This is a genomic window from Pontibacter sp. GD7 (genome assembly GCF_058216375.1).
Window position 1 is genome coordinate 94343 of sequence record NZ_JBYZMP010000012.1, and the last position, 23260, is coordinate 117602.

A 23260-nucleotide genomic window follows, 5' to 3' on the forward strand; every position below is an offset into this window, starting at 1 on the left:
CAGGCGCTTTTGTTTTATTGTAGCAATACCACTTTCTTGGTCAGGGTTTCTTTGCCAGAGTAAAGTTTGATAAGGTAAATGCCCGGAGGCAGCTTGTCCAGTTCCATGCTCGTTTCTTTGGAATTAACGGCAATACTCTGTAGCAATCTTCCTAAGTGGTTGTATACTTCCAGTCGGTCAACTACTGCTTTCGAGGACACATTTACCCTGCTTGAAGTTGGGTTAGGGTAAACGGCTGCAAAGCCATCACCTGCAGGAGTGCCCTCGATTGTAAGTTTTACACTAACGGGCTCTGAACGGTGCAGGCCTGCTATTACGCGGTAAGTAAAGGTAACCTCACCTGTCTGGTCCTCGTCCGGCACAAACAGGAAAGCCCCGTTTTTGTGTAGCATCAGCTGCCCTTTTCCAGGCCCGGTTTCCAGCACAGCCTCCATCAAGCTGCCGTCCAGCGACAAGTCGTTCTTCAGAAGGCCTTCGCTAACTTTTACCTCATTTATCTTACCCAGCTTAACAGTATACTTGTCCTGCTTTGCGATAGGGGCACCCGGCATGGTGCGCATATACTTTTTGGCCACGTCATAAGATGCCTTTTTATACTCCACGGCATTCAGTGCGTGGTTCCAGTTCTCCCAAGTATAGCGGCTGTTTGTTTCGTATCTATTGCCCCCGTAATAAATAGTAGCGGCAATGCCATCTGATACGCGCACTTCACGCTCCGGGGTGCTGAGGTTATCGTGCATCACAGTGGCCGTACTTGGGTCTGTAAAGTTCAGCAGAGTCCAGGGCAGTTTAATGTCGATGGCGTTGTCTGTGATTGTTACAGCGTCAAGAGAAGAAGGTGGCAAGCCCAGTCGGTTTACGCGCATGCTGCCTACATACTGCACTTCCTGCTCGTTGTTGTTGTTTTTCCAGCGTACAATTCGCCAGGGCGCACCGTCAGTGGCTATAGAGCGGTATAACTGCTTATCAGTAGATGTTCTGTGCCAGATGCCATACAGGTCGTAGGCCTCCGTTACATACAGTTCTGCCTTGTAATTGGTAACCATCAGCACAAATTCTGCCCCGTTGCCGATGCGCTTTCCGTTTGGCAACAGCTTCTCGCCCAGGGCAGCATCGTAGGTGTCCAGGGCTACCCAAAGCGTGTCGTTCACCAGCATAGGTTTGCCAATGTTCAGCTTCATGTTCAGGTAACCAAAGTCTACTCCTGCCTCCACGCTTTTAACCGGACAGTCGTTGCAGAAGGTTTGCCACGGTGTAGTTTCCGGACCAGCTTTTTTGAAACCAAGCAATCCAAAGTTCTGCTCTGCCGCTGTTACGTTATGCCAAAGTATGCGCCTGTCGGGGTTAAAGTCCATTTGGTCAGTAACCCACGTGCGTTTAAACCACTCGTCCATCAGGGCAAACTGAATGCCCCCGCCCCCACCGGCAGCCTCAATATTCTGTAACAGGCGCAGATTATACTTGCCCTGCGTTTCCTCGTCCATACCGCCGTGGTGCACGCCGTTTTGCGCATAGTGGGCCACTCCCCAACTCGATGGCGCACCAAACTCCGCAATAATCAGGGGCACGTTTTTATAATGCTTTTTAAGCGCTGTCAGATACCCGATGTAGCTGTTCTGCCCCAGGTAATCGCTGTAGCTGGCGTACTCCGGGTCTCGGCTCACAAAATCGGGGTAATAGGGGTAAGCGTGGTAGCTGGCAAAATAACCGGCCTTCGCCTTCGACCAATCCATCTTCGAAATATCGATGGAGGCCATGTCCTCGTAGGTGTTCAGCTCCAAGGGGTGCGAAAGCGGGTCCAGGGTAGGCCAGCTCGAGAAACTCACGGGGCGTTGGGTTTTATACTTATCCATCTCCGTGGAAAGCAGGTAATCCAAGTGCTCTACTGTCCAAGCCTCCGCAGGGTTCACATCCTTAATAGACAAGAAACGACCATTGTGCGAAGTATGGGTAGGATGCTTTTCGTTGGTATGAATTACCTCAGGCGGGTGCACCTCCCTGCCAATGATATACCCCAGCAGCCATTTAGAAACGTCAGTTTTATACGTGCCGTGTGCTTTGCCCGGCCTCGCAGCAATGGTGCGGTCACCATGCACGCAGTCCACGTTCTCCTCTATCTCACGCTTAAAGTATGGGCTCAAATAGAACAGGTTTTCATCGTAACCCGGCAATTCTTCTTCTAACCACACCCCCTGAAAGAATAGCAAAGGGCTCTGCGGGTTTGCAAGATTAAAAGAATCCAACACCTCGTAAAAGCGCGGGTAGTGCAACGTATACAACCTGATGTTATTAAAGCCGGCATCGCGGATAAGCTGGAACCACCTGCCGTAGTCGGCCCTACTGGCTGCCAGCTCACTCGGGAAGGTGCCCGGTGTGGCAATACCCATGTTTATACCCTTCAGGAAGATTGGCACATATTTCTCGCCGTTCCAGACGGTAAGGTTGGTGCTATTTACCGAAAAAGGGAATGGCTCGGCTGTACTGCTTTGCTGCTGTGCTGCAACAGTAACGGTTCTGAACAGGAAAAAGCCAATGAAAAAAAGCGCAAGTAGGTAATTGTTTTTCAAGCAGATACTAATAGAAAATCAGAAATATAGGCAATTCGGTATGCCCTTAACTTAAAGCTGCAAAGATAGCTTATGTACTGCAGAATAAAATCAAAATGCAGAAAGTTTAGTGGATGCAAATGACTGGGCTACAAAGGTTCTGGTTATTCCATAGGCGGCTCAAATGGCATTTACACCATAGACAAGCTCGCAAGTATAAACCGCCTCCGTAGCATCACTTCTGACTACTCACCCGCAGCCAATTCAGGGCACTTTCGTAATCTGTGAATACTTCGTGTCTCGTTTTACCGTGGTGCTTGTAGTTTTTCTGTGCGTTGGAGGTAAACTCCGTCATTGTGGAGAGGGTATTGAAATGATCGGGTGTGTAAACGGCTATTTTCCTGATCTCGGCATGCGCGGCCAGTTCTGTCCAGCAGTTCTCTACCCAGTCTTTTTCTTCCTGCGTGAACATGTAGATCTCCTCATCGTCGATCAGCCAGTTTTTAACCTGGTGCTGTATCGTAAAATCATAGCCCCACAAAAAAACCTCTTTGCGCTCATCAATGGTGATTTGCCGTTTCCAGTTAAGTATGAGCAAGCGATAATCTTGATTATAGCACACCGATACAAAGTCATTTTGCAAAACAACCTCAGTACATAGTCCTAAGCCCGTTGCCCTGTTCATCATAAATAGAATTTAACCAAGTATAAAAACCCAGATTCTATTTACCGAAAATAAAAATAAATGATTGTCTTTATTGCACTAATTTTTCACAAAAGCACAGAAACCACGCTAACAACCAAAGGGTAAAAAACTGTTTTACAGCAAACTACTAACCTATCAGGTCAATCACAGCCATGATCAGAAAAGCAATGGTACCACCGTAAACCGCCACCTTGGTAGTAACAGATGCGTTTTGCAGAAATGCCGTATGCTGATTGTATTTTATAACGCCCAGCATGGTTATTGAAAGGTATACAAAAAGTATAAGCGGGATGAGTGTAAAGATGACTTCAGCAACATTTTGCATAGCAAGAGCAAAGTTTAAATGGTGGTGACTATAAATAAACAGCACCTCCGGAATCGTACCTCCGGAGGTGCTGTAAGTATAAAAAGCAGACGCTTTAGTAAGCCCTGCCTGCTTTATTCTCTACATAATTCATAAAGGCACGGTTAACAACACCTGTGCCGCCCGGCGTTGGGTAGTTACCCGTAAAATACCAGTCGCCTTTGTGGTTCGGGCAAGCCTGGTGCAGGTCTTCTATGGTCTGGTAGATAACCTGTACTTCTGCATTAATACCCGGTGCCTTCACGATCTGTGCTACTTTGGCAGACAGCTCGTCGTGGGTAAACTGATCGAACAGTTCCTGCACAAAGTTTTTCTGCTTGAACTCCGTCGTGTCCTGCGCATCAACGCATTTTTTGTATACTTCCTGCACCAAGTGGCTCTTGCCGTTATCCTCCAGCAAAGCAAGCATCGCCCTGAAAGCTACGAACTCCTTTACCCGCGACATGTCAATGCCGTAGCAATCAGGGTAACGGATCTGCGGGGCACAGGAAACGATGATGATCTTTTTCGGCTCCAGTTTATCCAGCATCTTAATAATGCTCTTCTCCAAAGTGGTTCCGCGCACGATCGAGTCATCCAGCACAACCAAGGTATCCACACCTTTCTTGATAACCTCGTAAGTGGTGTCGTACACGTGTGTAACAAGGTCGTCGCGGCTGGTGTTGTCGGTAATGAAGGTGCGCAATTTGGCATCTTTAATTACCAGTTTGTGTGCCCGCGGCTTATACTGCAGAATCTCATCCAGTTCCTGCTCAGAAAGCTGGTTGTTCAGAATAGCCTTTTTGCGGTAGGCACGCAGGTGGTCTTCAATCCCTTTCATCATGCCCAGCCAGGAGGTTTCGGCAGTGTTCGGGATGTATGAGAACACCGTGTCCTTCAGGTTATAGTCGATAGCCTCCAGTATCTGCCTGCAAAGCAAACGGCCCATGTTCAGGCGTTCGTTGTAAATTTCCGGGTCGTTGCCTCTGGAGAAGTAGATGCGCTCAAAGCTGCACGACAACTTTTCGCCCTGCGGCATGATCTCCTTCAGTTCCGGGTTGCCGGCCTTGTCAACGATCAGCGCATGGCCCGGTGTGATCTCCTTTATCTGGTTGTAGTCGATGTCGAAGGCTGTTTTAATGGCAGGTTTTTCAGAGGCAATCACCACCACTTCGTCGTCCACGTAATAATATGCCGGACGTATGCCATTCGGGTCGCGTACCACAAAAGAGGCGCCGTAACCTGTAAGGCCTGCCATGGCATAACCACCGTCAAAATCCTTACAGGCACGCTTCAGCACGCGCTGTAGGTTCAGGTTCTGCTCAATCAGGCTGGTGATTTCTTTATTGGTGTAGTCGCCTTTCTTAAACTCATCAAAAAGCATCTGGTTCTCCTCGTCCAGGAAATGGCCGATCTTCTCCAGTACGGTGATGGTGTCGGATTTATGCTTCGGGTGCTGCCCCAGTTCCAGTAGTTTCTGGAACTGCTCATCCACGTTGGTCATGTTAAAGTTACCGGCCACGGCCAGGCTACGGCTGCGCCAGTTGTTTTCACGCACCATGGGGTGGCAATTATCCACGCTGTTAAGGCCGTGGGTACCGTAGCGCAGGTGGCCTAAGTATACATCCCCCAAGAAAGGCATGTTCTCCCAGATCCACCCGGTATTGTCGGCATGCTCCGGATGATCCTCTTTCAGCTTTTTGAACTCCTTGCCAATCTTTCCGAAGATGCTGTCGATGGCGCGCGTTTTAACTGACCGGAAGCGGTTGATATAATCGATGCCGGGGAGGGCATTTATTTTGATACTGGCAACCCCTGCACCGTCCTGCCCACGGTTATGCTGCTTTTGCATCAGCAGGTACAGTTTGTTGATGCCATACATCGGGGTTCCATACTTCTCTACATAATAATCGATCGGTTTTCTGAGCCTGATCAGGGCAATGCCGCATTCGTGCTTAATAGAGTCGCTCATGGGTGCTTTTATTGTGCCAGCAGTCGCTCTATCCAGGTCAGGAGCAGGTCCGGTTTAAAGAACAGCACCAGCAATGGAAGCGCAAACAAAGCCAACAGCAGTTTATTTGATAGTGAAGTAACTAAAATTTCTTCTCTTAAATTCCTTTTAAAGAAAAGGTAGTACGGAATCTTAATATAATAAAACAAAGCCACGCCGGTTAGCAGGATGCCCACTACCAACAAGGTCAGCATCATGGAGTTCCCGGACAAAGTATAGGCCTCCCAAATATTGGTAAAGATCAGTAGCTTGCCCATAAAGCCTGCCAGTGGCGGCAAGCCGGTTAAGGAAAGCAGGTACAGCAAGGCCATCACCCCGAGGTAAGTATATACTTTGCCAAGCCCAGCGAAGTCATCCAACTGCTGCACACCCAACTCATCTTCAGAAATCTGCAGGAAAAGAAAAATACCGAAGTTCATGAACAGCAGCACCGCCAGGTAAAACAGGATTCCTGAAGTATAGTCCGTACCGAAGGCCAGCAGGGCTGCTAGCGAAAAGCCTGCATGTGAAACCGAGGAATAAGCCATCAGTCTGCGCGGCGTTCTTTGCCACAGGGCAGTCAGGTTACCAATTACCAGCGTAGCCAGGGCCGCAACCCCTAAAAACAACTGTACATCGGCGTAAGTCAGGGCATCAGCAAACGGCTCCACAAACCTAAGTATAACCAATATACCCGCCATTTTTGGCCCCGTTGAGAACAGGGCAACCACAGGCATGGGAGCTCCCCGGTACACATCTGGTACCCAGAAATGAAACGGAACAGCCGAAATCTTGAAAAAGAACCCGGCAAATACAAGTATAGCCGCAATTGTTACCAACATGCCGTCGGCCTGCAAAAGCGCCAGCGCAAATCCTTCCGAGGTATAGTTTAACGTGCCCGTAAAGCCATAGAAAAAAGACATGCCGTACACCATCACACCCGCCGAAAGGGCTCCGTAAAGTATATACTTGATGCCGGACTCTACAGAACGGCGGTCCTCTTTCAGGATAAGGGTAAGGATGTAAGACGCAATGGAAACGGTTTCGATGCTCAAGAAAACCATCAGCAGGTTAACGGACTTGGCCATCAGGTTGAGCCCGAGCACAAGTATGAGCAGGAGCCCATAATACTCGCCGCGGCCCTGTTCCATTTGCTCCAGCGGCCTGCTTTGCAACGACAGCAGGATAGTAAAAATACCCGTAACGCTGAAAAGTATACCTCCAAACTGCGCCAGTCCGTCTGATAGCAGCAGGTTCAGAAACGTATCACCCCCGGAAGTATAGCCGCCCAATAGCTGTACCACCAGTGTGGCAAACAAACCCGAAAGCGCAATCCAGGGCAATATCTGTTTTACTGTCCTGGATTTGAACAGGTCGAGGATAACGAGTAACAGGAAGAAAAGCGCCAGCAGCAGTTCAGGCAATAAGGAGCCCGCCCCCGAAATTATGGCGTTGATCTTATCCGATAAAATGGCTGCCTGCTCGTTCACTTATTGTATAATGGAAGATAGAACCATACTTATCTGTTCCTGACCGTTTTGTAGCACCAACTCTGTAAAGCCGGTAACTGTGGTGCCCATTTTATCAAGCAGCAGATGCGGAAAAATTCCGAACAAGAGGGTTAGAACGGCTAGAGGCACCAGCATCAGGTATTCTCTGGCAGTCAGGTCGCTGATCAATGCTTTCTCACGCAGTTCCGGAAAAATCCAGTACTTACCGAAGAACATGCGCTGCAAAGCCCACAGGTAATAAGCTGCGCTCAAAAGTAAACCAATCACCGCAACCACCGTCATCCACCTCGGCAGCATACCCGTTACATCCGGGGCACTGAAACCACCGAGCAGCACCATCAATTCTGATATAAAGCCTGAGAAACCCGGCAGACCCAACGACGCGAAAAAGGCCACCACCACAAAGGCCGTATAAGCCGGCATTCTGTTGGCTAATCCACGGAAATTCAGGATCACTCTGTTGTGGGCACGGTCGTAGATAACGCCTACCACCAGGAAGAGCATGGCCGAGATAATGCCGTGGCTAAACATCATGTAAACGGCGCCGTTTACACCCTCAACTGTTAAAGAGGCTAACCCAAGCAACACAAATCCCATGTGCGATACAGATGAGTAGGCAATCAGCTTTTTCAGGTCGTTCATGGCAAGCGCACATAACGCACCGTAGATGATTGACAAAACACCCAGGCCACCAACCAGCACCGAAAAGTATGCGCCGGCATCCGGGAAGATCGGGTAAACGATACGGATCAGGCCATAGCCCCCTACTTTCAGAAGTATAGCCGCCAGCAAAACAGAGATCGGAGTTGGTGCCTCTACGTGCGCATCGGGTAGCCAGGTATGCACAGGCACCGATGGCACTTTAATGGCAAAACCGGCAAACAGCAACAAAAAGGCAATAAAGCGCAGCGGCAGATCCCATAACTCCGTACCCGAAAGCACATGCAGCAAACTGCCAGGAATGTAATTGGCAGGCTCCATCATGGCCGGAATGCTGAATGTACGCACCAGTTCATCGCTGCTCAGCACATTTTGCTGCAAGAGTTGCTGCACCTGTAGTATGGCATCCGGGCTGACAATCCCGTTTTGCAGTAGTTCCATTTGTGCCGCCGTAGCCACTGGGTCGATCACGGAAGTATACAATCCGATCATCACCACAAGTATGAAAAGCGACCCAACTAAAGTATAAATAAAGAACTTGATGGCTGCATATTCCCGTTTAGGCCCACCCCAAATGCCTATTAAAAAGTACATTGGCAGTAGCATGAACTCAAAGAAGAGGTAAAACAGGAAGAAATCCAGTGAAAGGAAACAGCCCATCACGCTCGCCATGAGCAGCAGGTAGAGCAGGAAATAGCCTTTCACGTTTTTGGTAATGGTCCAGGAAGAGATGACTCCGATCACACCAATTATACCTGTAAGCAGCACCATGCCTATACTCATGCCATCCACGCCCACAAAATAATCGATCTGCAGGCGGCCCAGGCTACCCAACGAAAAGCCTATCCAGTTTACTTTCTCCACAAACTGGTACCCGGTTTGCCCGTTGGAAAAGGCCGTACCATCGAACCTGAAGTATAAAAGCAGGGCTAATACCAATTGCAGCACCGTGCCAAACAGCGCCACGAACCGTATAGGCTGTTGCATCCGGACAGGCATTAACAGCACAAACAATGCTACCAGCAAAGGTGAAAAGATTAAGCCGCTAAGTATAAAATCGTTCAACTGTTATTATTGTTGATTGTTAATTGTTGATTGTTTTTTATTGCCAGCTAGACGCTCACAGGTTTCCCGAAATACTTCGGGACAAGTTAAAGACGCTGTGAGGTCAGATCCATCAAACCTGCTGCTTCGGATTTGCAATCCGGAGCCATATTAATTGCGGATTTGCAATCCCCTTGTTTACTTATAGTTACCGCCTTTACTATTGCGGATTAAAAATCCGCAGTTATCATACTTCCAGTTCACAAATCCGAAAGAGCAGAAATCCTATAGACCGTGAGGTCATAATCCCTCTAATCAATAAAATCCCCTTAATCACCGGTCAAAGATACTTTAAAAGAACACGATATATAGTATAATCAAAATAAATCCGAACAAAGAATAGGCATAGTACGATTGCACCTTGCCATTCTGCAGCCCACGCCCAAAACGGCCCAGGAATTTAGCCGATGCACCAACCAGCCATACCAAACCATCCACAAACCACCTATCGAACCAGCCAATGATCTTGGAAAACACCACCAGCCATTTGCTTCCATAGTCCAGGGTATAGTCGATCACACGCTTGTCTACACGGTAAAGCCCCTTCGAAAGCAACAGCACAGGCTTTACAAAGATACTTTCGTAAACCTGATCTAAGTAAAAGTGGTGATAAGACAGCCTGGCAAAAACACCTTGGGGCTGCTCCGTTAAAAGCTGCTCGCTTGATCTTTTGTTGTAATTGGCCAGGGCCAGCGCAATACCTGTGGCAGCCAGGAAGGCCGAAACTATCCCTATGATAATGTGTGGCCAATGGTTCGCCTCGTCCTGCAACACAACATTCTGCACCAGGTTTTCAGCCAGCAAGGTAACTGTTTGGTACTTCAGGCTGATCCCTTCCACAACCCAACTGCCTTTAAATACCAGCGGGTTCAGGGAGAAGAAAATGCCCAGCGAAAGTATAGCCAGCACCAAAACAGGCACAAGCATAACCTGCTCTGTTTCCTGTTTATGCGATAAGCGAATAAGGTGCACGTCAAAAGGAGCCCTGAAACTGCCAAAGAACATGAACCACATATGGCGCGTCATGTAGAAGGCGGTCAACAGCACAACCACAAATCCAGTGATCGGCACTATAAAATATAAATTACTGCCGTTCTGGCTCATAGTCTGTGCCCATGCCCAGGCAACAGAAAGTATGGCATCTTTGGACAAAAATCCTGAGAACAATGGAATACCGGCCAGCGCAGCTGCAGCCAGCAAGTAAGTATAAAACGTGAGCGGCATGGTTTTTCGCAGTCCACCCATGTTCCGGATATCCTGTGCGTCTATGTGCCCCACATGGTGCATGTGATGCAAACCACGGTGCATGGCGTGTATGATAATGCCGGAGTTAAGGAAAAGCGCCGCTTTAAAGAAAGCGTGTGTTGTAAGATGAAAAAGCGAGGCATCGTATGCGCCTGTACCCATGCCCATTACCATATACCCCAGTTGTGAGATTGTGGAAAATGCCAGCACCGCTTTTATGTCGTATTGCTTTAAGGCCGCAATGGCACCAACCAGGGCAGTTATTGCACCCACAACGGCGATAACCGTAAGAGCATCCGGAGTGAAGAATGCATAGCAACGCGCAACCAGGTACACACCAGCTGCCACCATGGTGGCAGCGTGAATTAAGGATGAAACCGGGGTAGGCCCCTGCATGGCATCCGGCAACCACACCTGCAAAGGAAACTGCGCCGATTTAGCCACACATCCCATAAACAGGCCCAATCCGGCGAGCGTCAGGAACAAGGGACTTAACTCCAGTAGCCAGGGCTGGTTATTTAAAGTATAGCCAAGTATAAAGTTAGCATCTGCCCAATTGCCTGCAGCTATCAAGGCTCTGAGCGCCTCCAGGTCAAAAGTGCGGAAGTAAGTATAGAAGGCAAACAAACCTAACAGCAAGCCGATGTCTCCCACCCTGTTTACCAGAAAAGCCTTTTTATTTGCTGCAATGGCGGCAGGTTTATGGTACCAGAACCCGATAAGCAGGTAAGACGAGAAGCCCACCAATTCCCAGAACATAAACAGCAGTAACAGGTTGTCTACGAGCACAATACCCAGCATGCTAAAAGTAAACAACCCCAAGTAAGCAAAGTAGCGATGGTACCCCTTATCGCCGTGCATGTAGCCAACCGAGAATAACTGTACTAATGTTGAGATAAAAGTAACGATCACAAGCATCAGCACGGTAAGGTTATCCAAAAGTATACCTGCTGTAAAATCAGAAACGATGCTAGCCGGAATACTGAACCAGGTGGTGCGTGCATGGTAGGTGGCGGTGTTCCAGGTTTGGCCGAACAGCCACACGGAAAGTATAAAAGCCAGACCCGTTAAGCAGATCCCCAGCCAATCGCCTTTATGGGGCAGCTTGCGGCCAAAAAAGTATAGCGTAATAAAGCCGAGAAGCGGCAGCAACAGCACTGCCATAGCAGTAGTTGTTTGCGGCGTTCCTACCAGTGGCCTTAAAAGTTCGGATAGCTCCAAAGTATACTTTGAGTTTTCGGGTTTATGCCTTTAAGGTGCCAAAGTTAAGTATATTGGACCACAGATTAAGGGGATTGAATTGATTTAAAATGATTTTTTGTCAGAATCAGGATTTGCGCGATTTTGAAAGAGGGCAAGATTACCTTCAGTACCGGGTCCAACCACCCCTGCCCCTCCTTAGACCTAAGCTTGTAGGGAAAAGTTAAATATGCCGCAAGTTTAGCGTTAGCGTAACTTGTGGCTGTACTTGGCAGCAGTTTATAACTGCTTTGCTTTGAAAAAGCAAGGTTTGCGATGGCCTTAGCTACACTTTTATACCTCGACTATAGACGATAAAGTATAAATCTGATAAAGTATAGATCCCGAGCAAAGTATACTTTTCTGCTTGCGCAGAAAGCCAGTTACAAACTGGCCTCATTTACAGCCACAAGTTACGCTTACGCTAAACTTGCGGCAGGAGAAACCCTATCAATTTGTGGCTTTCTTAATTACCGATCCTGAGTTACTATCTCACTCAAATTAGCCGTTTTAAAATACTGATACACACGCAGCACAATAGCCAAAGCCACAGCTGCCTCAGCGGCGGCAACTAAAATAACGAACAGCGAAAACATTTGCCCCTGCAGAAGAATCGGGTCGTGGCGGCTAAAGGCTACCAGGTTAAGGTTGGCCGCATTAAATATCAGCTCAATGCCCATCAGTACTACCACCGCATGGCGCTTGGTAATAACAGCCAGCACCCCAATGCTGAAAAGTGCAGCGCTTAAAAGTAAAATATGCTCTAAAGGAATCTGTTCCATACTTATACTTTCTGTTTGTCGGTGGCAATATAGGCAGCCCCGATCAGGGCAATCAGCAGTAACAGCGACGCTACCTCAAAAGGCACCACAAAATCAGTCATTAAATTTATACCGATCTGCTGCACCGTGCTTTTTTTCTGTCCCAGCACATCTATATCAGCATTTTGCACCCACGGTAAATTCTGCAGATCAGCTTTCAGGATAGTATAGCTCAACCCAACTAGTATCAAACTCGCCACCAAGGGCCCCCATACTTTGTTCACGTTTTCCGACAGCACCGATTTATCCTGTACCCGGCTACTAAGCATGATGCCGAAAAGTATAAGCACCAGCACACCTCCTACATATACCATCAGTTGCGTCACAGCCATGAAGTCGGCAAACAGCATTACGTAAATTCCCGCTATGCTTAGCAAGGTTACTAGCAGCGAAAAACCAGCATACAACAGATTGCGCGTCAGCACCATGTATGCTCCCGAAAGTATGGCTAGTATGGCGAAGATGTAGAAAAGCACGGTTTTGGTTATTCGTTGTTAGTTATTGGTTGTTCGTTTTTTAAAAACCTTGCAGCGCCCGAAGGTCCTGCGAGTGTCTAATACCTAGACAGGTAAATTTTGAATGAGCGGATGAGTGAATGAGCGGATTTTATAATTCCCAAACTCTTAAACTCTCTACTTCTCTAACTCTCTAACTCATTAGACCTCGCGGGACCTCCGGACGCCGCGAGGTCTGCATTAATCTTTTTTTCTGGCTGCCAGCGCTGCTGCTTTGGCAGCGGCCATCTCTTCCTGCTGCTTTGCCAACAGCTGCTTTTTCTCCTCGGCCTGTTCTGGGCTTAAATCTGTGAAGTGGTAGATCATGTTCTTGATGTCCACTTCGGCAAAATCGTATACAGGCGTCATGGTCAGGCAGTCGGTTGGGCAAACGGTGGTGCATAGGCCACAGTAACAGCATTTGGCCATGTCTATATCAAATACTGGGGCATAAAGCCTTTTCTTGGTACCATCCGAAGTTACGCCAATATCTTCTGTTGCTTTCACAGACTCGATAGTGATGCAGTTTACCGGACAGATCTTAGCGCACAGGTCACACACAATGCAATCGTCGATCTCGTTGTGCAGGCGGTAACGGCCATTATCGGGTACAGGCAGCGCTTCGTACGGGTACTTCAGTGTTACAAGTCCGTCAGGCTGCTTAAAGTAATTTTCATTTGTCACGTACTCTGGGGTACGGCGGTTCCTGGCACGCAAAAAGTGCTGCCACGTTAGCCGCATGCCACTCGCCAGCGACTTCACCACGTTCCAGAATCCGGATTTATATTTTTTCACTTCGTTCAAGTTAAGAGTTATGAGTTAAGAGTTATGAGTCAGACCACTATTAACTCATAACTCTTAACTTTTAACTAACTAAATCATTAACAGTCGCCAGATGCCGGCTAGCAACACTACACCCAGCGCAACTGGTGTCAGCACTTTCCAGCACAAGTGCATCAGCTGGTCAACACGTAACCGTGGGTAGGTCCAGCGTAGCTGCAACTGTATAAACAGTAATACGAACGTTTTGCTCAATAGCCAGAAAGCCCCCCAAAGTATACCCGAAACTTCTCCCACAGTACCTGAGGTCCAGTAAGCCAGCGCCACAGGCCCAAGGTTAGGGAAAGGAGTATTCCAACTACCCAAAAACAACACTACAGCCACCAAACTCACCAGCACCATCATGCTATACTCCGCCAGAAACAGCACTGCAAACCTGAACCCTGAGTACTCCACATGGAAACCCGCCACCAACTCCGACTCCGCTTCCGGAATATCGAAAGGGGCGCGGTTGCTTTCGGCCAATGATGCTATGAAGTATATTACAAAAGGCACTAACAGTATAGGTGCCCTGAAAATGTTCCAGGTAGTTATGCCGCCAATGGTAGTCGTATTGATGCCTAGCTCACGGATACCGAAAAGCCAGTTCATGTCGAATTCCATCCCCGGAAATTGGTTCATCAAGGCTCCTTGCTGGTAGCTTATCTCCTGAAAATCCAGGGACTGACAAACCATTACCGCCGAAAGTATAGCCAAGCCTGCCGGAATCTCATACGAAACGATCTGAGCCACAGAGCGCATGGCACCCAACATGGCATACTTGTTATTAGAACCCCAGCCCGCCATCAGCAAGCCTATCACATCCAACGAGATAATAGCCAGCAGGTAAAACACGCCAATACCAATACCCGCAGGTACCAGGTCAGGAGTAAAAGGGATGACAGCAAAGCCAGCAAACACGGCGGCAAAAATGAGTATCGGAGCCAGCTTGAACAGCGTTTTATCAGCGGCGGCTGGCACTATGTCCTCTTTCTGCAATAGCTTCAGTACATCCAGGGCAGGCTGCAGGCTCCCGTAAGGGCCGGCTTCTGTAGGCCCAAGGCGGTCCTGCATAAAGGCAGCTACCTTGCGCTCGGCATACGCCAGCACAATTACCACCACAAGCAGCAGCACCAAAGTGAGCACAAAAGCAAGCATAGGCGTTGAGGTTTGTTAACAGGCAAAGGTAGTTTTTAATGTGCTAAATTGGTACTCAAAGACGGGTTTAAATAAAATAGTAACAGATGTAACAGGTATATTGCTATTTTAATATCTTTATTACCATAAACTCATTCATGAAATAAATGCATAACAAACTTATACTTGCCACTGCCCTGCTGTTGCTGGGTAGCGCACACGCCCTCAGAGCGCAAAATGCCATCTCTAAATTATTCATTAAAGAGAAAGAGGTATACCAGGTAGGTCCGGACAATGTTTTATTGGCAGACACCCTGATCATGCATGATAAAGCTGTTATACTCTTTACACCCGGGCAACCTGCATTTTTGGGTATAAACACCGCTTTTGTTGGAAAAAACTGCAAGGTTATAGCCAAAGGTCCGGATGCTTCGGAAAGAACAGCGGGTGTGCGCGGGACTGACGGGCAGGATGGCAGCCCGGCAGAGGTTAATATCCATTTTGTAACGCTGGGCAGCCTCACCGTTGATACGCGGGGAGGCAATGGCGACACAGGGGTAGACGGAGTGCATGAACTTCAGTCCACCTCAAAATCAGACGGCGATGGTACCTTTAAGAGCGCCGCGCCGGTACGTTCGGCATCAGTAGGTGGCCCGGGTGGCCGTGGAGGCAAAGGCGGCAATATCACATTAACCTATAGCACTACAGATTTTATTCCGAGGTTCAACCAATACCGGAAACATAGGTCCATTATTTTGCTGCATAAAGGCGGGAAAGGCGGAAAGCCGGGAAGGTATGGCAAGACAGAGGGGCAGGATGGCAAAGATGGCGAGGTAAAACTGGTAAATATGAACTTGCCAGGCAATATGAGTCAACAATAATTACTAAGATCAGAAGGCCGGAGCCGTTGCTGAAATTAATTTATACTTTCAGCAGCGGTTCCGGCCTTCTCGTTATACTTCCAAGTTATACTTTGATACGCTAATTACCTCAGTAAAACATTCTATTATTAGAATTAATCAAAAAAATCACCTTAATCACCGGTCAACTCTCTAACTCCCTCTATTCCCAAAGCGGGTAATGCTCCAGGTACACTTGGCGTTTAAAGAAGATGCGAGTGCTTTCCTCAAATGAGCGGGTAAAGTCCGATACATAAAAGTGGTGCTCCCCTACCAGTTTATCCGATGCCAGGTTATTTTGCTCCAGGTAGGTTTTTACATGCTGCGCCACGATCTGGCTGGCATCCAGCACATCCACCTCTCCTTTATAATAGCCTTCTATCTGCTTTTTGATAAGCGGATAATGCGTACAGCCAAGTATAAGCGCCTCAATTTCGGCAAGGTCCGGGTCTGACAGATAAGCATGGATCACGCTTTCAGAGATAGAATCATTGAAGAAACCCTCCTCTATCATGGCAGCTAGCAGTGGTGTTGCATGAGATTTTAACTCAATGCTTTTATCCAGTTCGTCTACTTTTTTGCGGTATACATTAGAGTTAACCGTTTGCTTGGTACCAATCAGGCCAATTGTTTTGCCAGGGTAGGTCTGCCCGATGTGCGAAACGATCGGATCGATCACGTTCAGCACCTTGGCCTTGCTGCCAACATACTCTTTTACCAGTTCGTAGGCTGCCGCTGAGGCTGAGTTGCAGGCGATAAGTATAACCTTGCAGTGCTGCTTTATCAATAGGTCACAGATCTTGACGGCATAGGCCTGTATGGCCGCAGTAGATTTGTCGCCGTAAGGCAAGTGGGCCGTGTCGCCGAAGTATACAATGCGTTCCTGGGGCAGCACATTCACAATTGCCTGAGCCACAGTAAGTCCGCCAATACCACTGTCAAAAATCCCGATCGGTCTGTGTTTAATATCTAAAGCCATACGCAGCGAAGTTATATAAAAAGTAAGCAAAACATATGTTTACCACCCAATTAAGTACGTTTACATGATATTTGGATACGTTTGAATGTTTTGTGTAACTTTTTAGTTCTACTACTGATCGTTATATTCCTATTTCAGATTTATATATATAATTTTTGTTAAATTATTTGTTGATTTAAATCAAATTCATAATTTCACATTCAAGAACCCCACATCTGGCGCCTAAGCCAGCCTAGCAACTAGGTGTCCAACTGCAGCAAACTTATCAGTCGACAATACTTTAAAAAGCAGGAGCCCATATGCAATCCATACTTACCATACCAAACCCAACCGTAAAGCGGACCTCGTTGTATGGCAGTTTAGCAAATAGATTTGTTTCTTTTCTGGTGGATACGTCGCTTCTGGTTTTCTGGTATACCATTATTCTATACTCTACCTCCGGCGAAACGCAAAAACTGTATACCTGGAAAGAACTGATGCAGGATGGCGGTTTCAGCTTTGATGAGGTTTGGGTAATTATAAAGATGCTTTTCTTTAACATTTACCTGCCTGTGCTGCACTGGCTATACTATACTTTGCTGGAGTCGTCGCCAAAGCAGGCTACCATAGGTAAGTTTACGCTGGGGCTTAAGGTAACCGACCTGCGTGGCAAGCGTATCACATTTGCCCAGGCAAACCTGCGTTATTTCTGCAAAATCTTGTCTGCCGTGCCGCTGCTGCTTGGCTTCCTGCTTATACTTACCACACGCCGCAGCCAGATGCTGCACGACTACCTGGCACGCACCGTAGTAGTAACCGACTAACGATAACTAAAAAATTGCACTTTTTTAGCACCCCTTTTTTCCCGGCCCGTATAATCTGATGAATGATTAAAAAGAAAGGAGGATTGAGATGCGATTTATTCCAACCCGCTTTCATGGCATTCTGGACTATGTAGTGGGATTATTATATATAGTTGCGCCCTGGATATTTGATTTCTCAAATGTATCAGCCGCAACCTGGGTTATGGTGGTAGCCGGAATAATTGTACTTCTTCAAACTGTGTTTACTGATTTTGAAGTTGGACTGGTACGAAGGATACCCATGAAAACGCACCTGATCGTTGACTTTGGCCTGGGCGTAATGCTGGCCCTGTCGCCGTGGGTGTTTGGTTTTGCTGATTTGGTTTACTTGCCCCATTTGATTGGTGGCATTTTTGCCATACTTGCTTCATTAACCACGCACCGTGTACCCAGTAAAGAATACACTGCGCAATACATACACCATGAAGCACCACATTAATTAATTTTGAAAGTTTACATGTAAGTGAAGCAGGTTGGCTTTTGGCTGACCTGCTTTATTTTTGCCTGCCGCAATGGATTTTAATGCCTAAATTTGCCTTATGAATTTCTTATCAGCAGAAAATATTGCGAAGAGCTTTGCCGACCGCTGGCTTTTCAAAAACCTGAACTTTGGCATTAGCCAGGGCCAGCGTGTTGCCCTGGTGGGCGTAAACGGCTCCGGCAAAACCACCTTGCTTAACGTGCTTGCCGGCAAACTACCACCCGATGAGGGCAGCGTGAGCGTGCGCAAAGAAGTCAGCATTGGTTACCTGGGCCAGAACCCGGAGTTCGACGAAGAACTTACCGTGCAGCAGAATATTTTCTCGATGCAGAACGAAACGCTGGAACTGATAAGCCAGTACGAGGCCGCCATTGCAAACCCAGGCACCAGCGCCGAAAAAATGCAGAAGCTGATGGAGCGGATGGACGAACTGCAGGCCTGGGACTTTGAGGTGAAGGTGAAACAGATCCTGTCTAAACTGGGCATTAACAACCTCGACACAAAAATAAAGCACCTTTCGGGTGGGCAGCGCAAGCGTGTGGCCATGGCCCGCGTGCTGATCGAGGAACCAGACATGCTGATACTGGACGAGCCAACCAACCACCTGGATCTGGATACGATCGAATGGCTGGAAGGTGTGCTCAGCACCCAGAACTCTACACTGCTGATGGTTACCCACGACCGTTATTTCCTGGATAAGGTGGCTAACGAGATTGCTGAACTCGACAACGGTCAGATTTTTTCTTACAAAGGCAACTATAGCTACTTTCTGGAGAAGAAAGCCGAACGCGAAGAAACCGCTGCCGCCGAAACCGAGAAGGCCCGCAACCTGATGCGCAAAGAGCTCGACTGGATTCGTCGTCAGCCAAAGGCACGTGGCACCAAGGCAAAGTATAGAGTAGATGCCTTTGAAGAGCTAAAAGAGAAGGCAGCCAAGAAAACCGCAGCCCCACAACTGGAGCTATCTGTTAAAACCACACGCCAGGGCGGTAAAATCATCGAAGTAGACCATATCTCAAAATCGTTCGGCGACAAAAAGATCGTAGATGACTTCAGCTATGTGTTCAAGAAAAAAGACCGCATTGGCATCGTAGGGCCAAACGGAGCCGGCAAGTCAACTTTCCTGAACATGCTGGTTGGTAACCTGCAACCGGATGCCGGCGTGATAGACGCAGGTCAGACAACCGTATTTGGTTACTACACCCAGGATGAACTGGAGTATAAAGAAGATCAGCGGGTAATTGATATTGTAAAAGAGATTGCGGAAGTAGTAGAGATGGCCAACGGCGAGGTGATAACGGCCAGCCAGTTTCTGCAGCACTTCCAGTTCTCGCCGCCGCAGCAGTATACCTATGTAAGCAAGTTGAGCGGTGGTGAGAAGCGTCGCCTGCAATTGCTGCGCGTGCTGATCAAGAACCCAAACTTCCTGATACTCGATGAGCCTACCAACGACCTCGACATCATCACGCTGAACATACTTGAGGACTTTCTTCTGAATTTCGGCGGCTGCATGCTGATTGTGAGCCACGACCGCTATTTTATGGACAGGCTGGTAGAGCACCTTTTTGTGTTTGAGGGCGATGGCAAGATCCGCAACTTCCCGGGCAATTACACTGATTACCGCGAGTGGCAGAAAGAACAGGAAAAACAGGAGCAGGAAGCAAAACCTGCCGTTGCACCGGCACCAGAGAAAAAACAGGAGCAGCCTGGCAACAAGCGCAAAGCCACTTACAACGAGAAGAAAGAGTATGAGCGGCTGGAGCAGGAAATTGAGCAACTCGAGACCCGCAAATCCGAGATCATCGAAACGATGAACAGCGGCTCCGTAACCGACCACGAAACGCTGCATGCACTGGCAACCGAACTCGAAAGTATAAACGAGAACCTGGAGGAGAAGGAATTCAGGTGGCTGGAGTTGGCTGAGTTGATGTAACCAGACAAGAAGTATAGAAAAGCGGCTGACAAAGTATAACCTGTCAGCCGTTTTTTATTTCTCAAGCCCCTTTATCATAATGCTGTTCTTCTCGTTGCGCTCTCCCTGTTTTACAATATATCTCCTGAAATCTTTCGGGTCGTTGATGATCTCATAAAACTCATCAAGGTACTTAGAGGTCTGCTTTCTATACTTATTATCTAATAACGGATTGTTATAAACTTGGTAAAAAGCCTCTCTCCTGTTATTGAAAAATGGTACAAGCTCTGCCTGCACTTCATCAGTGTAAGTATACCCCCGGAACAGGCGCTGCCGCACACTCCTGATATCAAGTATGGGAGGCGGCTTGGCATAAGGCGGCACCACAATGCCGTTGTAATCGAAGTCGTATGGCACAGGCACCGGCTTGCCATTATTTAATTTGTAAAGCAGCAGAATATTGTGCCGGTAAGGCACCGACCAGTCGGTGTTGCCGATCATAAACTGAAACAGGGCCAGTTTCGCCATGGTCCGTTCATCAGTGGCATCCATCCGGATAAGCAGTTCCTCGGCCATGATGATGCTCTTGCTGCGATCAGCCAACCTCTCTTCCTCCTCTATCAGGAAAGCATAGTTGCCGCCAATATCCTTCCGGTTTTCGGTATCCTCATAATCGATATAGCATAGCCTCACCCGGAAACTGCGGTCTGAAACAATGTTATAAAGCTTGTATACCAGGTACTCCCGCAGCACATAATCATCGCCAATACAGTGGGTCACCAGCTTAATTTTATCGGTGCCGGCAAACCACGTTTTAGCTACAGCTTTTTTAGGGAAATTCAACAGCAACGGTGGGAATCTGCATACGTTGGGGTCGCGGCGGTGCCGGCCTCTTACCCTTACTTTTAGTGGCACAGCCACATTTTCACCTTGTGCGGTTTTATAGGTGATGGTAGCCTGATGATAGGAACGTTTATCTCCCCTGTCTTTCAGCAAGGCTTTATAATTGAGTTGCAGTTTGAATCGAAGAACCTCCTCACTGGAAAACAGGTCATCAGCAGTGGCCTCAGTGGCATGTATTGGTAAATGAGAAACACCCGCTGGATCATACTTCAGCAACTGCTGGCCAGTAACCGGCAAGGCAATCACCCAGACAAGGGCAAGGCAGCAAATCTTCAGCCATATATGTTTAAAGTACCGGTTCATATCTCACCCCTCACCCGCCAAAGTATAAGTTTGCCCTCAACCAGGGCTCCATGGTCCTTACTGCACAGCCTGTGCTTCTGCGTCCAGGCGTTTCTGCGCTTTACTCCTGAATAATTCCCTGATCACTTTACCTTGACCGTTTTCGAGTTTTATGCCCAGTATAGGCGCAATTGTGGCTGGTATATCCACTAAAGAATGCATGTCGCTGATGGTTTTTCGTTTATTGAAGTCGGGGCCAACGGCAAGAAGACTGATGCGCCTGCAGCCAGCGCAGTCATCGCCGTGCTCCATCCAGCCACCATCAATACCGTCAAGGTGCCGGCCGTGGTCGTTTGTTATAAGCAGTGCGGTGGTTTTCTTGTAGTGCTTGTCCTTTCTGATGTAGTCCCATAATTCTTCCACGTACTTATCGGACCGGGCAATGCCGCGCAGGTAGTTGTCCCAGTTGCCGGCATGTGCGTACCCGTCCGGCTCCATCAGGTTTATAAGCATCAGGTTGGGCCTGTGCCGGGCAAGCACCTGTTTGGCTTCGGCTATGGTTGCAGAGTCCATGCGGTAGCCGCTGCCTGGCCCGCTTACACCGGCATTTACCGAAGGCATGTACTGGTTATGCCACACCGAGTCCGTTGTGTTAGCCAGGATATACAGTTTGTCTTTACTCATCACCATCCAGGCTTTGTTGGCAGGACTTCCCGTTTTTTTCAACCAATGCTGGAAGTAAGAGGGATTGGCAGGCAATTCATCTCCATAGTTATCTATTGGCTGGTTTACCCCCGTGGTAATAGCAACATGCCCCGAGTTGGTGTAAGTATAGCCGTTGTTCTGGAAGTCGGAAAAATAAGTGCCTTTACCTTTTAGCTTGCCCGACATAAACGGAATCAGCCCCGGCGTGTTGCCCCAGTTCTCGGAATGCCGTGGCCCGTCGATCACCACCACGATCACGTTTTCGGTTTTAAAGGGCTTTGCAGCCTTGGGCACCCCGCCACCACCAGCACAAGCCCAGAACAGCAGCAAGAGGGCAATCAGCAGTAGATTTATAAAAACCCGCTTCAGGGTAAAATTATCTTTTAAAGTGCCGGATAGGAAAACTGCTGCCATAACTAAAACCTTTACACAATTCAAACAACTCATTATTAATATGTTATACATCATGTATTGATACAACGTTGTATATAAGCGTTTCTCTGTCACTGTTGATACCGGCTAGTTTTCAGGCTGTTACCAAAAATAAAAACCTGTTGCCAGCTATTGCGTTTATCGTTTAAGTTTCTCTTATTGCAGCACACAAAGTATAAATGCATCAACCGACAGCCATAGCAACCACACTTACACTGCCAAACTCCACTGGCCAGTTGCTGCTGTCTGCTGCCTATTCTTATTGCCTGAGCGTGTATAGCTATTGGAGCTATTATTATCGCTATTACCGCAACTGCTAAGGCAATCACCAAATCAATTAAACAGTAACAGGAAGCTAGAGTAGCTTTTCCTACCAACAGGTGAACCTGCCGAAGCAGTGGCTCAAGCCTCTGCTTTTTTCATTTTAAACAATTCATCAAATCATAAAATAATTGCCATGAGCTTAACACAACAATACAGCAGCTACACAGAAGAAAACCACAATGTTTGGGCTATACTTTTCCAGCGCCAGATCGAAAACCTGCCAGACAAAGCCATACCTGAGTTTTTTGAAGGCCTGCAACTTGTAAACTTTAAACCAGACCGCATCCCGGATTTCGAAGAGGTGAACAAACGCCTGAAGCCCCTGACAGGCTTTGAGGTAGTGCCTGCCCCCGGCATCGTGGACGATGCGCTGTTCTTCGAGCTAATTGCCAACAAGAAGTTTCCGGCCACTGTCTGGATCAGAAGTATGGCGCAGCTGGATTACCTGGAGGAACCCGATATGTTTCATGATGTTTTCGGGCACGTGCCACTGCTGACCATACCGGTGTACTGCGAGTTTCTGGCGGCACTTTCGGCCCTGGCCCTGCAGCACGTAGACAGACCAGATATCGTTGACAAGCTGACGCGCATTTACTGGTACACCATTGAGTTCGGCCTTTTCAGGAAAGCAGGCGAGAAAGCCAGGATCTACGGGGCAGGTATACTTTCATCGGTTGGCGAAAGCAAACTCTCCGTGTCCGACGAAAGTATAAAACACGGCTACAACGTTGACCATATCCTGGACACTGCCTACATCAAGGAAACCTTCCAGAGCCAGTACTTCTGTATAGAGCGCTTTGAGGAACTGCTGGAGAGCCTGCCCCAGATAAGTGCGGCGATCATGGCCATGCGGGAGCAACTGCAGGAAGCATAAAAAGAAAAGGCA

20 protein-coding genes are annotated in these 23260 nt (G+C 48.0%); 6 read left to right on the forward strand and 14 right to left on the reverse strand.

Annotation, left to right across the window (positions count from 1 at the left end; genetic code table 11):
- Positions 1–14 precede the first annotated feature (14 nt).
- The 11 genes from AC4BAP_RS16715 to AC4BAP_RS16765 form a co-directional block, all read right to left on the reverse strand.
- The gene (locus tag AC4BAP_RS16715; protein WP_490583815.1) at positions 15–2567 is read right to left on the reverse strand and encodes a T9SS type A sorting domain-containing protein; all 2553 of its coding nucleotides are present in this window, start codon (positions 2565–2567) and stop codon (positions 15–17) included.
- A gap of 214 nt (positions 2568–2781) precedes the next feature.
- Entirely contained in the window at positions 2782–3189 is a 408-nt protein-coding gene (locus AC4BAP_RS16720; RefSeq protein ID WP_490583816.1) for a hypothetical protein, read from the reverse strand.
- Positions 3190–3379: 190 nt separating this feature from the next.
- The gene (locus AC4BAP_RS16725; protein WP_490583817.1) at positions 3380–3577 is read right to left on the reverse strand and encodes a hypothetical protein; all 198 of its coding nucleotides are present in this window, start codon (positions 3575–3577) and stop codon (positions 3380–3382) included.
- A gap of 94 nt (positions 3578–3671) precedes the next feature.
- Positions 3672–5567: an amidophosphoribosyltransferase gene (locus tag AC4BAP_RS16730; RefSeq protein WP_490583818.1), complete on the reverse strand. Its 1896-nt coding sequence runs from the start codon at positions 5565–5567 to the stop codon at positions 3672–3674.
- 8 nt (positions 5568–5575) lie between these two features.
- Positions 5576–7075: an NADH-quinone oxidoreductase subunit N gene (locus tag AC4BAP_RS16735; protein WP_490583819.1), complete on the reverse strand. Its 1500-nt coding sequence runs from the start codon at positions 7073–7075 to the stop codon at positions 5576–5578.
- Positions 7076–8755, reverse strand: coding sequence for a complex I subunit 4 family protein (locus tag AC4BAP_RS16740; protein WP_490583840.1), 1680 nt, complete (start codon positions 8753–8755; stop codon positions 7076–7078).
- Between the two features lie 396 nt (positions 8756–9151).
- Positions 9152–11326, reverse strand: coding sequence for an NADH-quinone oxidoreductase subunit L (nuoL, locus tag AC4BAP_RS16745; RefSeq protein ID WP_490583820.1), 2175 nt, complete (start codon positions 11324–11326; stop codon positions 9152–9154).
- A 488-nt stretch (positions 11327–11814) separates the two neighbouring features.
- Positions 11815–12126 carry an NADH-quinone oxidoreductase subunit NuoK gene (gene nuoK, locus AC4BAP_RS16750; protein ID WP_490583821.1) on the reverse strand — a complete coding sequence of 104 codons (312 nt, stop codon included), beginning with the start codon at positions 12124–12126 and terminating at the stop codon, positions 11815–11817.
- Between the two features lie 2 nt (positions 12127–12128).
- A complete protein-coding gene (locus tag AC4BAP_RS16755) occupies positions 12129–12641 on the reverse strand; it encodes an NADH-quinone oxidoreductase subunit J family protein (protein ID WP_490583822.1) in 513 nt (170 codons plus the stop codon).
- A gap of 219 nt (positions 12642–12860) precedes the next feature.
- Positions 12861–13454 (reverse strand): NuoI/complex I 23 kDa subunit family protein, encoded by a 594-nt coding sequence (locus AC4BAP_RS16760; protein WP_490583823.1) that lies wholly within the window; start codon positions 13452–13454, stop codon positions 12861–12863.
- Between the two features lie 78 nt (positions 13455–13532).
- The gene (locus tag AC4BAP_RS16765) at positions 13533–14636 is read right to left on the reverse strand and encodes a complex I subunit 1/NuoH family protein (RefSeq protein WP_490583824.1); all 1104 of its coding nucleotides are present in this window, start codon (positions 14634–14636) and stop codon (positions 13533–13535) included.
- Between the two features lie 146 nt (positions 14637–14782).
- Between AC4BAP_RS16765 and AC4BAP_RS16770 the strand changes: the two genes are divergently transcribed.
- Positions 14783–15496 carry a hypothetical protein gene (locus AC4BAP_RS16770; RefSeq protein ID WP_490583825.1) on the forward strand — a complete coding sequence of 238 codons (714 nt, stop codon included), beginning with the start codon at positions 14783–14785 and terminating at the stop codon, positions 15494–15496.
- Positions 15497–15677: 181 nt separating this feature from the next.
- On the opposite strand, the gene murI is transcribed toward AC4BAP_RS16770, so the two are convergent.
- On the reverse strand, positions 15678–16493 hold the full coding sequence (murI, locus tag AC4BAP_RS16775; protein WP_490583826.1) for a glutamate racemase: 816 nt from the start codon (positions 16491–16493) through the stop codon (positions 15678–15680).
- 299 nt (positions 16494–16792) lie between these two features.
- Here murI and AC4BAP_RS16780 point away from each other — a divergent pair, with 299 nt between their 5' ends.
- The 3 genes from AC4BAP_RS16780 (at position 16793) to AC4BAP_RS16790 (ending at position 19749) form a co-directional block, all read left to right on the forward strand.
- Positions 16793–17296 (forward strand): RDD family protein, encoded by a 504-nt coding sequence (locus AC4BAP_RS16780; protein WP_490583827.1) that lies wholly within the window; start codon positions 16793–16795, stop codon positions 17294–17296.
- A gap of 88 nt (positions 17297–17384) precedes the next feature.
- The gene (locus AC4BAP_RS16785) at positions 17385–17774 is read left to right on the forward strand and encodes an SPW repeat protein (RefSeq protein ID WP_490583828.1); all 390 of its coding nucleotides are present in this window, start codon (positions 17385–17387) and stop codon (positions 17772–17774) included.
- Between the two features lie 100 nt (positions 17775–17874).
- Positions 17875–19749 carry an ABC-F family ATP-binding cassette domain-containing protein gene (locus AC4BAP_RS16790; protein ID WP_490583829.1) on the forward strand — a complete coding sequence of 625 codons (1875 nt, stop codon included), beginning with the start codon at positions 17875–17877 and terminating at the stop codon, positions 19747–19749.
- A 54-nt stretch (positions 19750–19803) separates the two neighbouring features.
- Here AC4BAP_RS16790 and AC4BAP_RS16795 read toward each other — a convergent pair whose 3' ends face one another.
- Complete coding sequence (locus AC4BAP_RS16795) at positions 19804–20934, reverse strand: hypothetical protein (protein WP_490583830.1); 1131 nt, start codon at positions 20932–20934, stop codon at positions 19804–19806.
- Between the two features lie 57 nt (positions 20935–20991).
- Positions 20992–22032: a sulfatase-like hydrolase/transferase gene (locus AC4BAP_RS16800; protein ID WP_490583831.1), complete on the reverse strand. Its 1041-nt coding sequence runs from the start codon at positions 22030–22032 to the stop codon at positions 20992–20994.
- A gap of 197 nt (positions 22033–22229) precedes the next feature.
- Here AC4BAP_RS16800 and AC4BAP_RS16805 point away from each other — a divergent pair, with 197 nt between their 5' ends.
- Positions 22230–22370, forward strand: a complete 141-nt coding sequence (locus AC4BAP_RS16805) for a hypothetical protein (protein ID WP_490583832.1) — start codon at positions 22230–22232, stop codon at positions 22368–22370.
- A gap of 137 nt (positions 22371–22507) precedes the next feature.
- Complete coding sequence (locus AC4BAP_RS16810; protein ID WP_490583833.1) at positions 22508–23248, forward strand: phenylalanine 4-monooxygenase; 741 nt, start codon at positions 22508–22510, stop codon at positions 23246–23248.
- The last annotated feature ends 12 nt before the right edge of the window (positions 23249–23260 follow it).

Excerpts from the sequence above, each read along its gene's own strand:
- AC4BAP_RS16810 (WP_490583833.1), top strand. The coding sequence starts at position 22,508 with ATGAGCTTAACACAACAATACAGCAGCTACACAGAAGAAAACCACAAT.
- AC4BAP_RS16725 (WP_490583817.1), bottom strand. The coding sequence starts at position 3,577 with ATGCAAAATGTTGCTGAAGTCATCTTTACACTCATCCCGCTTATACTT.
- murI (WP_490583826.1), bottom strand. The coding sequence starts at position 16,493 with ATGGCTTTAGATATTAAACACAGACCGATCGGGATTTTTGACAGTGGT.
- AC4BAP_RS16805 (WP_490583832.1), top strand. The coding sequence starts at position 22,230 with ATGCATCAACCGACAGCCATAGCAACCACACTTACACTGCCAAACTCC.
- nuoK (WP_490583821.1), bottom strand. The coding sequence starts at position 12,126 with ATGGAACAGATTCCTTTAGAGCATATTTTACTTTTAAGCGCTGCACTT.
- AC4BAP_RS16785 (WP_490583828.1), top strand. The coding sequence starts at position 17,385 with ATGCGATTTATTCCAACCCGCTTTCATGGCATTCTGGACTATGTAGTG.
- AC4BAP_RS16765 (WP_490583824.1), bottom strand. The coding sequence starts at position 14,636 with ATGCTTGCTTTTGTGCTCACTTTGGTGCTGCTGCTTGTGGTGGTAATT.
- AC4BAP_RS16780 (WP_490583827.1), top strand. The coding sequence starts at position 16,793 with ATGCAATCCATACTTACCATACCAAACCCAACCGTAAAGCGGACCTCG.
- AC4BAP_RS16740 (WP_490583840.1), bottom strand. The coding sequence starts at position 8,755 with ATGCCTGTCCGGATGCAACAGCCTATACGGTTCGTGGCGCTGTTTGGC.
- AC4BAP_RS16730 (WP_490583818.1), bottom strand. The coding sequence starts at position 5,567 with ATGAGCGACTCTATTAAGCACGAATGCGGCATTGCCCTGATCAGGCTC.
- AC4BAP_RS16790 (WP_490583829.1), top strand. The coding sequence starts at position 17,875 with ATGAATTTCTTATCAGCAGAAAATATTGCGAAGAGCTTTGCCGACCGC.
- AC4BAP_RS16795 (WP_490583830.1), bottom strand. The coding sequence starts at position 20,934 with ATGAACCGGTACTTTAAACATATATGGCTGAAGATTTGCTGCCTTGCC.
- AC4BAP_RS16800 (WP_490583831.1), bottom strand. The coding sequence starts at position 22,032 with ATGGCAGCAGTTTTCCTATCCGGCACTTTAAAAGATAATTTTACCCTG.
- AC4BAP_RS16770 (WP_490583825.1), top strand. The coding sequence starts at position 14,783 with ATGCATAACAAACTTATACTTGCCACTGCCCTGCTGTTGCTGGGTAGC.